This window comes from Clostridium sp. TJA038 (assembly GCF_058310255.1).
Window position 1 is genome coordinate 84,299 of sequence record NZ_JBZEFA010000002.1, and the last position, 12,790, is coordinate 97,088.

A 12,790-nucleotide genomic window follows, 5' to 3' on the forward strand; every position below is an offset into this window, starting at 1 on the left:
TTTAAGTCTTATTAAGTTTATATTTAAGTTTATTCTTAATTTTCTAAATTATGCTAATGTTTTCTTCCTAAAACTTTCAATTCCTATTCTTTCTATAAAGTTTCCTAACTTTTCTCCAGGCATAGCTTCTTCTTTATAAATAGCTAAAACCTTATCAACTATTTTTAAAGCTTCTTGTTCCTTAACATCTTTAATTAATATATTCGCCATCCTTTGATTATATCCTGCTGAACCTCCTACAGTTATTAAAAAACCTTCTTTATCTGCTATAACTCCAATATCTTTTGCATAGACACTTCCACAAGCGTTTCTACATCCAGATACTCCAATTTTAGTTCTACAGGGCATATCCATATGCTTATATTTATTTAAAATTTTCATACCAGTACCTATTGTGTTAAATTTTGACCTTTTACAAAATCCAGCTGGACACATCTCAACATTTTTTATTGAATTTTGTTTCTTAACAGCAGGTTCCATTCCTAATTCTCTCCATATACTAGGTAAGTCTTCCCCTTTTAAATTAGTTATTAAAATTCTTTGACCAGAAGTTATCTTTATAACTCCATTGTATTTCTTAGCTACCTTTGCAATGTTTTCTAGTTGTTCTGGTGTAATAAAGCCTCCTGGAATATGAGGAGTTATTCCAAAAGTTCTTTTTCCCTCTCTAATTTTTTGTAAGTTTCCATAGTTAGTACCACTAATCATTTTAGGTATATTATTTTTTAAATTATTCACTAAATGTCCTCCTCTAAACTTTAAATATAAATCATTATTAGTATACACTAAAGCTATAAAAAAATAGGTAACTTATGTTACACATAAAATAAAAGATGACATAAGAATTTATCCTTATCTTATGCCATCTTTTTTAATTTTTATACTAATAAACTTTCAATTAAATCTGATTTTACTATTTTCCCATCTTTTAATTCTATAAACTTATTTGCTAAAGCTTTTGCATCTTTCCTATCATGAGTTACAAAAATAGAAGTTATTTTTGATTTTTTAAGTATATCTCTTATTTCTTCTCTTATTTTTTCTTGAAGATTAGCATCTAAGTTAGAAAAAGGTTCATCTAGCAAAAGAACTGCTGGTTTAGGTGCTATAGCTCTAGCTATTGCAACTCTTTGTTGTTGTCCTCCACTTAATTCATAAGGATATTTATTTTCATGTTCTAAAAGATTAACAAGTTTAAGCATTTCCTTTGATATCTCTTCTTTTTCTTTTTTGCTCTTATTTTTAAGACCAAACTGAATATTTTTTTTAACAGTCATATGAGGAAATAATGCATAATCTTGAAAAACCATTCCAACACCTCTTTTTTCTGCCTCAATAAAAATGTCCTCTGAAAAAACTAACTTTTCTCCAATTTTAATTTTTCCCTTACTTGCCTCTTCTAAACCAGCTATTATTCTAAGTATTGTGCTTTTCCCACTTCCACTTTCTCCCAAAATAGCTAATATATCTCCTTTTTCTAAATTCATATTAAAATTATAAATAATATCTTTTTTAGAATTTGGATATTTAAAATTTAATCCCTCTGCCTTAATATACATTATTTTTCCTCCTTATCTGCAACTTTATATAAGAAATATATAGCTAAAAAGCTAATAAATACTATTATTAAAGATGGTATAGACGATTCTGGAATCATCTCATCATTAGCATATTCAAATACCTTTGTAGATAAGGTATAAAAATTAAATGGTCTTAAAGTTAAAACCAATGGAAGTTCTTTTATTATATCAACAAAAGTTAAAGCAAAAGCTCCTAAAATTGCAGGTTTTAATAAATGTATATCAACCTTAAAGAAAGTTTTAGTTCTACCATAACCTAAAGTTCTTGAAGCTTCAGTAAATTTATTTCCTATCTTTTCAAAGCCCCCTTCTATATTCTGATATCCTATTGCTAAAAACCTTATTATATAAGCAAATACAAGCACTAAAATACTTGTGCTTAAAGCTAAACCTTTAATTTTACTTTCTATATTAGAGAAAAATAAAATCATTGTTATAGCAACCACAGCCCCAGGAAGAGAGTATCCTATTAAAGTTACTTTACTATAAACTTTTCCTAAAATTCCCTCATTACTTCTTACATAGTTTGCAACTATTAAAGCCATAATTACAATAATTAAACTACATAAAGATGCAAGAAATACAGAATTAAATATCATGTTTAAGAATTGACTATAATATATATTTTTATAACTTTTAATAGACCAAAGAACCATTTGAACAACAGGTATTAAAAATCCTAAAGCAAAAATTATAAAACAATATAAAATAGCTATATATTTACTAAATCCTTCAAGCTTCTTTCTCTTTAAAGGTCTAATCTTTGTATTTGTAAAACTAAACTTTCTCCTTCCTCTTAAAAACTTTTCAAAAGCAAGTATAATAAAGACTGTAACCATAAGTATTGATGACAATCTTATAGCAGAATCTACATCACCTAAAGATATCCAACTTTTAAATATAGCAGTACTAAAACTTTGAACTCCTAAATATAAAACAACTCCATAATCACTTAAAACCTCTAAAGCAATTAAAGTTCCTCCTGCAACTATGGCCCCTCTACTTACAGGTATTATTACTTTAAAAAATATCGCTATAGGACCTCTTCCTAAAAGTCTAGCACTTTCTATTAAACCTGATGATTGTTTTTCTAAAAAACTTCTAGTTATCATATACACATAAGGAAATAAAAATAAGGTAAATATAAAGATTGCTCCCTTTATAGACATAATATCAAAATACTTTTGATTCACATCAAACCCTAAAAAATTTCTAAAAAATCTTTGTACAAAACCTGTATAGCTTAATATTCCAGAATATGTGTAAGCCCCAATATAAGGTGGTATGGCTAAAGGAAGTATTAAAGCTAGCTTAAAAAATTTTCTAAAAGGAAAATCATAAGATGCTACTAACCAAGCTAAAGTTACTCCTATTAAAATACTTAATAAAACAGTAAAGAAAACAACTATTATAGAAGTTACTACATAATCTTTCAATAAATATTCCTTTATATGATACCAAGTGCTATTAGGACTTTTAAATAAGTGAAGTATCACATCTAAATTAGGTATAATGATAAGCAAACTAATTATAGCACTTAAAATTGCCCAACCATTAAATCTAAATCTTTTCATTATTTCCATCCTACTTGATCAAATATTAATGTAGCTTTTTCTTTTTCCTCTCCTAATGTTTCATAATTTAAATCTTGAACTGTAAAATCTCCCCAAGATTTTTGAAGTTCACTTTTTCCAACTTTAGGATTCAATGAAAATTCTCCATTTTCATCAACATAAGCTTTTTGAGCTTTTTCATCTGTTAAATACTCTAAAAGTGCAATAGCATTATTCTCATTTTTGCTATTTTTCATAAGAGCTCCAAAACTTAAGTTTAAATGAGTATTTTCTGGGAATAAAACTCCTATTTCTTTTCCAACCTTAGCTTCTTCTTCATCAGAAGATGAAATCATTTTAGCTATGTAATAAGAATTCATTATTCCAACATCTCCAATACCAGCTATTATAGCTTTTGCTTGGTCTCTATCATTTCCCTCTGGAGTTCTAGCAAAATTATTTACCATTCCTTCAGCCCAGGATTTTGCATAATCCTCTCCTTTTAATTGTATAAATGATGCTAATAAAGCATTATTATATGATGAACTTGAACTTCTAGTTAAAACTTTCCCTTTAAATTCTTCCTTAATTAAGTCATCATATGTCTTTATTGAATCTTTATCTACTTTATCCTTATTATAAACAATGATTCTAGCTCTAGAAGTTAAGCCAACCCAATTCTCTCCTCTATATTCCTTAGGTATATTACTCTCTATTTTCTCTGAAGATACTTCTTTTAATAAATCTTTATTCTTTAAAGTAGCAATATTCTCTGCACCTACAGTTAAAAATAAATCTGCTGAACTTTTATCTCCTTCTCTTGAAATTCTCTCAATTAATTCATCACTTTTTCCCTCAACTAAGTTAACCTTTATTCCAGTTTCTTCTTCAAAATCTTTAAATAATTTTTTATCTACATCATAATGTCTTGAGGAATAAACGTTAACCTCTTTACTTTCTCCCTTAACTTCTTTTTCCTTATTACTACATCCAGTCAAAACTCCCATAGTCATAACTGTAGCTATTGCTAAAACTAATATTTTTTTTCTTTTTAACATTTATTTTCCCCCTTAAACTTTCAAATTTTTAATAAATATATTAAAAATACGACTTAATTTTGATAAATTAATAAAATTAGCACTCCCTGTTTAAATGATACTGATTATCATTTTTAATGTCAAGCTTTTAATTTTATATTTAAAATTTATTTTCAATTTATACATATTTGCTAAAATAAAAAAAGGTAGTAAATTCTTTAAATTTACTACCTTAATTATTTATAAACTTAACTATTTAATACAACTTCAGAATTAAATGAAGAAGTATTATTTAAATAAATTTTTAATTTTTCAATTCTCTTTTTATTAGTTTTACAAACTTGGAAAGAAAGATTGTTATATTCAATCATTTGATTTTCCTTTTGCGGAATATTTCCTATTAAGTTAACAACAAAACCACCTATAGTCTCTATATTCTGACTTTCAAGATTTAGGTTTAAAGAATCATTTAGCTTGTCTAATGTTAATAAACCGTCTACTACATAGGTATTATTATCTATCTTATCTATGTAGCTTTCTGAATCGTCATATTCATCTAATATATCACCCATAACTTCTTCAATTAAATCTTCTATAGTAACTATTCCAGAAAATCCACCGTACTCATCTATTATTACAGCCATATGTTGTTTGCTATCTTGTAATTCCTTAAATAAATCATCTATAGCTTTATTCTCAAGAACAAAATATGCTGGACGTATTAACTCATCTAGTTTAATATTATCCATACCAATTTTTACAACTGCCTCAAAGAAATCCTTTAAATAAAGAATTCCAACTATGTTGTCCTTACTTTCATTATAAACTGGAACCCTTGAAAATTGCTCGCTTATAAGTTTTTTAGCAATAACCTCATTTTGAGTATTTGATTTTATTGCAAAAACCTCTCCCCTAGGAGTCATAACTTCCTTAACTATTTTATGATCAAACTCAAAAATATTATCTAACATATCCTTTTCAGTTTTATCAATTACTCCATTTTCTTCTCCTATATTTATCATAGATTTTATCTCATCTTTAGATACTGTTTCTTTATTGGAAACCTTATTTAAGCCTAAAATCTTTATAAATAAATTCGTTGAAGATGAAAGTATTTTTACAAAAGGTTTTGATATTTTAGAAATAAAATTGATTGGTCTTATAGACATTAAAGCAATTTCCTCTGGTTTTTGTAAAGCTATTCTCTTTGGAAGTAATTCTCCAAATACTAATGTTACATAAGATAAAAGAACAGTTATAACTATAACTGAAATAATGTTGCTGTAAGGAATATTTAGCTTGTACATGAAATTAGCTAGAGTTTCTGAAATGCTAGTAGCTGCTGATGCACTGGCAAAAAAACCTGCAAAAGTTATTCCTATTTGAATAGTAGATAAAAAATTGCCTGGAGATTTTAAAACCTTTTTTAATAAAAGAGCTTTTTTATTTCCCTTTTCTGCAAGCATTTTTATCTTTGATTTATTTACAGATACCATTGCCATCTCTGCTGCTGCAAAGAATGCATTAATTAAGATAAGAATTAATATTAGAATAATTTTTGGTAAAATACTGGGACTCGGGTCCATTCTTTAACTCCTCCTCTAAAAAAATAATTTTTTATTTATCTTATAGTTAATTGAAATAAAATATACTTATAAGATAAGTAATTTTAAATCATAATACCATAACGGTGTTTTTTATTCAATTATATAATATGCACAATTTAGGCTAAATTATACTAAATAAATAATTTAAGTCACTTATTATATTTATTACATATATTTGAAAAACAATACTATAACTTTTTAATTTTAAGTTTTCTTTTAATGTAATAATTAATAATTATGCATTTATTTTTATTAAAGTGCTTTGTTTTTAATAAAAATATTATATTTTTTAAATTTATTATTTTTCCTGTAATTTATTTCACTTATCATAATATATATTTATTAAAGAAGGAAATCTATTATATAAAAAATATAATTAAATTTAAATATTATAAAAATAACAAAATAAATTTCTACGCTAATTGTATTAAGTAATAATTATTATTGATTTTTTTGTACTATATAGTATAATTTAATTAACGATATGTATAAATTATTGGGAGGTATGAATAATGAGTTTAGCAAAATTAATAGAAGAAAAAAGAAAAGCTAAGGCTAGAGCCGAAAGAAATAAAAAAGCTAAAGTTGCTGTAACTGGAGCTGCCGTTGGTACTTTAGCTGGAGTATTAGGTGGTTTACTATTTGCTCCTAGATCTGGAAAAGAAACAAGAGAAGAATTAAAAGAGAGTTCAAGAAAAGTAGCTCAAAAATTAAATGATAAAAATAATGAATTTAAAGAGAATTTAAATACACAAATTGAAAAAGGTAGAGAAAATATAACTGAAGCAAAATGCAAAATAAAAGAATATTTAAACAACAAAAAATGTAAACATCATGAAGAAGCTGTAGAAGAAAATAAACTTCCTGTTGAGGTTTTAGATGAATCTACTTCTTCTGAAAATGAAGAAGTTAATAAATCTAAATAATAAGTATGTATATAGATTTAAACTTTATTTACATTATACTAGCTTTACTAGGTTGTGTGGCTATTGTCTATTTGATACTAACATTAAACAAAGTTTTAAAGTTAGTGTCAAATATAAATAGTCTTATAGACCAAAATAAGGACAACCTTACTAAAACAATTAACGATTTACCTGAAATAGCTAATAATGTAAATGACACTTGTCAAAATATAAAAGACATATCTGATGTGGCAACAGAAACTACAGCTGAATTAATAGTTGCTAAAGAACATATAGAATCTAACGTTGAAATTGTAAAAGAAATCGTTAGAATAGTTAGTCAAGTTTTCTTTAAAAAATAACAAAACTCATTCCAAGGCAAATCTTTAAAGATTTTTTTGGAATGAGTTTTATTATTTTATCTTTCAAATCCTAATTTATCAAAATTAACTAAAGATTTTTCATTATATTCTCCTGTATTAATCTTAGTTGCACCTTTTATATCTTTTATCATTTTATTAGCTTTTGCAATAAGTATATTCTCTAATCCTTTTTCTTTATACTTAGGAATAATAGCTAGATACTTTATATCTTGAAGTCCTTCTTCTTTATTGCTAGGTATTAACATTAATGTCCCAACTCTAACCCCTTCTGCATCTTCAAGAAATATGCAACGATTTTTAAAATCTTTTTTTAATGCACCTTCTTCTTCAAAAATTTTTCTAATTGCTTTTTGATAATCCTTAAAAACCCCTGCTGAATACTGAATATAAGCCCAATTATTTTCATCTCCAAATCTAAAATTAGTAAACCTATATCCATCTGGTAAGGAAGTATTATAAATTTTTTCAAATTTATTTTCTTTTTCTGTTTTCTCGTTCTTTTCCATTTATAATCTCCTCCAATATAAATATTTATCTTAATGCTTTTCTACTATTTTTTTATTTCCTTATTCTATATATTATAATTTTACATTATAATTTGAATCTATTAATTACAGCAATATTATTTTATAACATTTATTCTTCTAATTATCTAATATATAATTAATATTTATATATACAAGTTAATAACTTAATAAAATAAATCATTATAAAATACAAAAAAGCTATTTTAACTTACTAAAAAGTACTTTAAAATAGCTATAAATTATTTAATATAATATCTTTCCTTCTGAATTCATATAATAATAACATTAATAATTATTTGCTAATTTATATATTATAGAACAATTTATTTATCTAAGAGTTATTAAACTTATTTCTGGTCTATTAATTACTCTTAGTTTTAATAAATCACATCCTAACCCTTTGCTTAGAATCATTGAGGAATCTTTCTTTATAAAAATATCTTTATTTCTTTCCACAAAATTATTAAATATATAATTATTTATTATTTTTGTATATCCTGCAAAAGTTATATCACTTCCCCATCTTACATAACTTTCAAAGTTAACAACATCATTTGTTAAAACAATATTAAATTCACTCTTATTAGCAGTTCCTATTTTGTTAAATATTTCATTCTTTAAAAAAGACTTATAGTTATTTTCTTTAATGTAATTTTTTATTTTTTCTTTCTCTATGTAAATTCCATAAATATTTAATTTATCTTCAGATTTTATAATTGATACCTTATTGTTATTTAATATAATTACCCCAATATCTTTTAAAGCTTTTAAATATTTTAAAAAAATTTCTTCCCCTTTCTTTAACAACACCTCTTTATCGCCTAAGGAATAATATATAGGATAAAAAGTTCTTAATTTTTTACATAAGTCAAAAAATATACAATCATTTTCTGAAAAACGTTTTAAACTTACACCAGTTACAAAAATAATATCTGGATTTAATTTATCAATTTTTTCTAATACTCTAATGCTTTCTTGACCAAATCTTTTACCATATAAATTGTTTAAATGCAATATTTTAAAGCCCTTAAAATTTTTTGGAGTTTTTTTTGAAAAAAGCTCATACTCTTTTATAAGAATACTGTTATTCTCATAAATTAAATAAGTTGTAGCCAAAATACCTAAAGCTGAAGAAACCTTTATAAAATTTGATAAATCTTTCATAAAAATAAAACATCCTTATAATCTCTTATATATTTATATATGAAAATGCTTATACAATTAAAACTTTACTTTATTTTCTTTTATTTCCATTTTATTCTATTTTATGATATTATTTACTTAAGATAGGAGGTGAGTATTGTTGTAATAAAGTTAAAATTACAACAAATTATATATGTATTTATTAAGAGAAAAAAAATCATCTACTTTAAGCAAAAAATCTAAATTTAAAATAAGCTTTTTAACTTTATTTTGTTTAATTTTTTTTCTATCTTCCTATCTACTAACAAATCACCTATTATATAAGGCCTATATCCCTACAGGTTCTATGAAACCTACAATAATGGAAGAGGACCAATTAATTGTTAGCAAAATTTATACAAAAATTAAAAGAGGTGATATTTTTGTTTTTAATCATGAATCCTCTAAAGAACTTCTTATAAAAAGAGTAATTGGACTTCCTGGTGAAAAGGTAGAATTAAAAGATGGACTTTTATATGTAAATGACAATTTAATAGAGGAGCCTTATGTAAAAAATAATGAATCAATAAATAAGACTTTTTATGTTCCTAAGGAAAATTATTTATTTTTTGGTGATAATAGAATAAGCTCCCAAGATGCAAGAAAGTGGGAAAATCCCTATGTTCCTAAGGAAAATTTAGATGGAAAAGCTTTATTTAGAGTTTTCCCTAAGGATAGAATTGGTTTTTTAAAATAAATAATTTAAGCTATTGTTAACTTTCAAAATTTTAAAAGTTAACAATAGCTTAAATTAAGAACTTTATTTTTCATTTATAAATATAACAATCATATAAATTGCATACATACTTAAAACCAACATTAAAGATGTAAAAACAGACATAATCATTTTCATAATATATATGTAAGAGGAGTTTTTTTCTAAAGTATTTTTAACATTTTCTTGTATATTAGAAAGATAATAATTAACTTCTCTTTTTTCCTTAGGAGATAAATTCTCTTCTAAACTCTTATTATCCTTTGATAAAACATAAAGTTCAACATCTCTTGAAACATCTTGAATATTGTATTCTTCAGTATTTGCTAATACATCTAAAGTCATCATTTCCTCTGGAGTTAAAAAAGAATATTTATAATAAACCTCTGGTATGCCTAATTTATTTTTTTCTCTAACATAATCTCTATAAACTCTTCCTCTCTTTATTACTTTAGAATTTATATCCCAATTGCAATTAATATAATATAGGTCATAAACTCTAAAAGTTATAGGTACTAATATTAAAATTAGCAAAATTACTCTCCATAAAAACCCTAATTTTTTTTTAACCATATAAATCCCCTCCAAAAGTTTTAAATATAACAAAAAGTCCTATAAGCTAAGGGATACTTATAGGACAAATGCATATATATATGAAATATAGGGAAATTAGGTTTATGCTTTAACCTGTTAATATTATATTAACATACTGTTACTTAATTTACAAGTATTTTTTCAAAAAATAAACATTTTTTGATTTGAATTCCCATGTATTATATTGTTAATCTATTTAAAGTACTTTTTTATAGTATATTTTTGTATTAATCACTATACTTATATTTATTTTTATAGAAAATATCTAAAGATTCTTTATAAATACCAATTACTAAAATTTCATTAAATCTTTTTAATTCTATAACCTCTTGAGCTTCCATATCTAAATTATTGCTATCTTCACACAAATAAACTATTAAATAAGATTCCTTATCATTAAATATAACCTTATCTATAATAACAGGAAATTTAATTATATCTTCACCGATTAAAATATCAACAGCTCTAAAAGCATCAGAAACAGACTTAGCACTCTCCCCTCTATCTCTAAGCATATTTATAAACCAATTTTCATATTCTTCTAGTGTTTTTTTAGGTATTTCAAAATTTACTAAGGTTTTATCATTTTTAAAATATGTTTTTAAAATTTCTTTTGTAACCTTTTTATTGCTATTTCTAAACTGATTAAATTTATCTTTAGATTCTATAGTTATATCTCTTTTTTCACTTTCTTCAACTTCAATTTCATTATCAATAAAATTTATAACAATCTCATTTTTATCACAACTTACTAGGTTTAAAGTAAATAATATAAGAATTATTAGGCTTAACTTTTTCATAATTTCACCTCAGTATATTTTTACCTTTTAACCCAAAACCTATTCAAAAAATTATACAAATTAAAGGCTATATAAAAACAATTAAATAAATAAATAAATAATAATTGTTTCTATATAGCCTTTTAAACTATAAAATATATATTTAACTTAATTAGAAGTCTTATTAAAGAGTATTAAAAATAAAATTTTAAACAACAATGGAGATAGTGTATAGAAGAGTTTGCCTCCTTAAATACTTCTTAATTAAGTTGAATAAGCAAAATTATTTTATTTTTTATTTATAACTTTCTCATATATAAAATGTGAGAATAATGAATTTGACCATGCAAACCATGCTCTTGTAAACTTAGTAGGGTCATCTACATCAAATCCTTCATGCATATATCCAGTTCCAGCATCAGTTTCTTTTAAAAGATTTACTAAATTATTTATTTCTTCTTGATTATTTGTAGTTAATCCTTGCATTGATAAAGCTATATGCCATATATATCTATCTGGTGTATGTGGACTACCTATTCCTTTAGCAACCTTTCCTTCAAAGAAAAATCTATTATTTTTACTTAGTATAAACTTTCTAGTATTTTGATAAACCTCATCATCTATATCTTTATACTCTAAATAAGGAATTGATAAAAGGCTTGGCACATTAGCATCATCCATAAAATTATAATTACCCATGCCGTCAGTTTCATATGCATAAACATATCCAAAACCTTCTTTATAGACTTTTCCATACTTCTCTATAGCCTTATCTATTTCTTCTCTTAATAAGTTAGCTTTTTCTTTAAGCTCATTATCTTTATAAACCTTCTCTGCAATTTCTGAAATATATCTTAAAATAACTACTGCAAACATGTTAGAAGGAATTAAATATCCATATTCACAAGCATCATCACTTGGTCTAAAGCCTGACCATGTCATTCCAGTATAAGTAACAGGAGTTCCTAATCCCTCATGGCTTAAAGTATCTGTTACTGAGCAATTTAACCTTTGGAAACTATAATCTGATTTTTCTCTATGATTTTGCTCTACTTTAAAAATGTCTATTATAATATTAAATGCCTTTTTAATATCCTCATTAAAGAATGTTTCATCTCCAGTTTCCTTCCAATATTTATATATTAATCTAACAGGATAGCATAAGGAATCTATTTCATACTTTCTCTCCCAAACCCATGGACTATCCTTAGTTATATCATTGTCCCATTTTTGACCATTAGGTTCCTTATTAAAAGCATTTGCATAAGGATCTATGAATATACATTTTATCTGTCTATTTATTAACCCAGTAAATATATCTTTTAACTCCTCATACTCTTTGACAAAAGGAAGATAATGTTCTACTTGTGAAGTTGAGTCTCTAAGCCACATAGCTGGAATATCTCCAGTTATTACAAAGGCATCTCCCTCTGAAACTTCCACAGTTGTATCCATTGTATTTATAAAACAGTTATAAAACAATTCTTTTAACTTATCATCCTCTATTTTATTTGATAAATCTCTACCAATTTTTTTTACAATATCTTTTAATTGATTAGTTGAAGCACTCATTTCCCTTTTCCCCCAAAATTCACCTATTTATTCTTTAGCTATATTTATAAAAACTAAATTAAAATCCACTTAAATTTTTCCAAAAATTTATTAATTCTTATCTAAAATAATTTTAATAATTAGTCAAAGTTCACCATAAAAATTTTTAAAAGATGAACTTTAGATTAATTGTATACCATTTCACCAAGGTAATAAATATACTTTTTTAAAGTTTTTTATCTTTCTGAAATTTATCACTTAAATCTAGAAACTAGACAAGTTTAATATAAATATATTCTTTATATAAAAATAAAGCTTATATATTAAAAAAAGCTAGAGGACTTTTATATCCTCTAGTTTTTTTAAAATTTAAAGTG

The 12,790-nt window shown here is 24.7% G+C and carries 13 protein-coding genes; 3 read left to right on the forward strand and 10 right to left on the reverse strand.

Translation table 11 applies throughout. The annotated features are described in order from the left end of the window. Positions 1-48: 48 nt before the first annotated feature. From AC4FQV_RS06315 to AC4FQV_RS06335, 5 genes are all read right to left on the reverse strand, one after another. Positions 49-708, reverse strand: a complete 660-nt coding sequence (locus AC4FQV_RS06315; protein ID WP_491165185.1) for a ferredoxin-like domain-containing protein — start codon at positions 706-708, stop codon at positions 49-51. 170 nt (positions 709-878) lie between these two features. Further along, a complete protein-coding gene (locus AC4FQV_RS06320; RefSeq protein WP_491139607.1) occupies positions 879-1,559 on the reverse strand; it encodes an ABC transporter ATP-binding protein in 681 nt (226 codons plus the stop codon). After that, positions 1,559-3,154, reverse strand: a complete 1,596-nt coding sequence (locus AC4FQV_RS06325) for an ABC transporter permease (protein ID WP_491165103.1) — start codon at positions 3,152-3,154, stop codon at positions 1,559-1,561. Before AC4FQV_RS06325 ends, AC4FQV_RS06320 begins: the two co-directional genes overlap by 1 nt. After that, complete coding sequence (locus AC4FQV_RS06330) at positions 3,154-4,191, reverse strand: Fe(3+) ABC transporter substrate-binding protein (protein WP_491165107.1); 1,038 nt, start codon at positions 4,189-4,191, stop codon at positions 3,154-3,156. Before AC4FQV_RS06330 ends, AC4FQV_RS06325 begins: the two co-directional genes overlap by 1 nt. Positions 4,192-4,418: 227 nt before the next feature. Beyond that, a complete protein-coding gene (locus AC4FQV_RS06335) occupies positions 4,419-5,756 on the reverse strand; it encodes a hemolysin family protein (RefSeq protein WP_491139610.1) in 1,338 nt (445 codons plus the stop codon). Positions 5,757-6,289: 533 nt separating this feature from the next. Between AC4FQV_RS06335 and AC4FQV_RS06340 the strand changes: the two genes are divergently transcribed. Beyond that, complete coding sequence (locus AC4FQV_RS06340; protein WP_491139611.1) at positions 6,290-6,703, forward strand: YtxH domain-containing protein; 414 nt, start codon at positions 6,290-6,292, stop codon at positions 6,701-6,703. Between the two features lie 71 nt (positions 6,704-6,774). Further along, positions 6,775-7,044 carry a hypothetical protein gene (locus AC4FQV_RS06345; protein WP_491139612.1) on the forward strand — a complete coding sequence of 90 codons (270 nt, stop codon included), beginning with the start codon at positions 6,775-6,777 and terminating at the stop codon, positions 7,042-7,044. 56 nt (positions 7,045-7,100) lie between these two features. Here the strand turns inward: AC4FQV_RS06345 and AC4FQV_RS06350 are convergent, their stop codons facing one another. Beyond that, positions 7,101-7,571, reverse strand: a complete 471-nt coding sequence (locus tag AC4FQV_RS06350; RefSeq protein ID WP_491165109.1) for a GNAT family N-acetyltransferase — start codon at positions 7,569-7,571, stop codon at positions 7,101-7,103. Positions 7,572-7,919: 348 nt separating this feature from the next. Then, positions 7,920-8,756: a metallophosphoesterase gene (locus AC4FQV_RS06355; protein ID WP_491165111.1), complete on the reverse strand. Its 837-nt coding sequence runs from the start codon at positions 8,754-8,756 to the stop codon at positions 7,920-7,922. Between the two features lie 172 nt (positions 8,757-8,928). Here AC4FQV_RS06355 and lepB point away from each other — a divergent pair, with 172 nt between their 5' ends. Next, complete coding sequence (gene lepB, locus AC4FQV_RS06360; RefSeq protein WP_491139615.1) at positions 8,929-9,471, forward strand: signal peptidase I; 543 nt, start codon at positions 8,929-8,931, stop codon at positions 9,469-9,471. 63 nt (positions 9,472-9,534) lie between these two features. On the opposite strand, the gene AC4FQV_RS06365 is transcribed toward lepB, so the two are convergent. From AC4FQV_RS06365 to AC4FQV_RS06375, 3 genes are all read right to left on the reverse strand, one after another. Next, positions 9,535-10,062 (reverse strand): hypothetical protein, encoded by a 528-nt coding sequence (locus AC4FQV_RS06365; protein ID WP_491139616.1) that lies wholly within the window; start codon positions 10,060-10,062, stop codon positions 9,535-9,537. Positions 10,063-10,310: 248 nt separating this feature from the next. After that, positions 10,311-10,883: a hypothetical protein gene (locus AC4FQV_RS06370; RefSeq protein ID WP_491139617.1), complete on the reverse strand. Its 573-nt coding sequence runs from the start codon at positions 10,881-10,883 to the stop codon at positions 10,311-10,313. Between the two features lie 267 nt (positions 10,884-11,150). Then, positions 11,151-12,434, reverse strand: coding sequence for a glycoside hydrolase family 125 protein (locus tag AC4FQV_RS06375; RefSeq protein WP_491165114.1), 1,284 nt, complete (start codon positions 12,432-12,434; stop codon positions 11,151-11,153). Between the last annotated feature and the right edge of the window lie 356 nt (positions 12,435-12,790).

Bases quoted from the DNA above. Each gene is read 5' to 3' on its own strand.
- AC4FQV_RS06315 (WP_491165185.1), bottom strand. From the start codon at position 708: ATGATTAGTGGTACTAACTATGGAAACTTACAAAAAATTAGAGAGGGA.
- AC4FQV_RS06320 (WP_491139607.1), bottom strand. From the start codon at position 1,559: ATGTATATTAAGGCAGAGGGATTAAATTTTAAATATCCAAATTCTAAA.
- AC4FQV_RS06325 (WP_491165103.1), bottom strand. From the start codon at position 3,154: ATGAAAAGATTTAGATTTAATGGTTGGGCAATTTTAAGTGCTATAATT.
- AC4FQV_RS06330 (WP_491165107.1), bottom strand. From the start codon at position 4,191: ATGTTAAAAAGAAAAAAAATATTAGTTTTAGCAATAGCTACAGTTATG.
- AC4FQV_RS06335 (WP_491139610.1), bottom strand. From the start codon at position 5,756: ATGGACCCGAGTCCCAGTATTTTACCAAAAATTATTCTAATATTAATT.
- AC4FQV_RS06340 (WP_491139611.1), top strand. From the start codon at position 6,290: ATGAGTTTAGCAAAATTAATAGAAGAAAAAAGAAAAGCTAAGGCTAGA.
- AC4FQV_RS06350 (WP_491165109.1), bottom strand. From the start codon at position 7,571: ATGGAAAAGAACGAGAAAACAGAAAAAGAAAATAAATTTGAAAAAATT.
- AC4FQV_RS06355 (WP_491165111.1), bottom strand. From the start codon at position 8,756: ATGAAAGATTTATCAAATTTTATAAAGGTTTCTTCAGCTTTAGGTATT.
- lepB (WP_491139615.1), top strand. From the start codon at position 8,929: ATGTATTTATTAAGAGAAAAAAAATCATCTACTTTAAGCAAAAAATCT.
- AC4FQV_RS06365 (WP_491139616.1), bottom strand. From the start codon at position 10,062: ATGGTTAAAAAAAAATTAGGGTTTTTATGGAGAGTAATTTTGCTAATT.
- AC4FQV_RS06370 (WP_491139617.1), bottom strand. From the start codon at position 10,883: ATGAAAAAGTTAAGCCTAATAATTCTTATATTATTTACTTTAAACCTA.
- AC4FQV_RS06375 (WP_491165114.1), bottom strand. From the start codon at position 12,434: ATGAGTGCTTCAACTAATCAATTAAAAGATATTGTAAAAAAAATTGGT.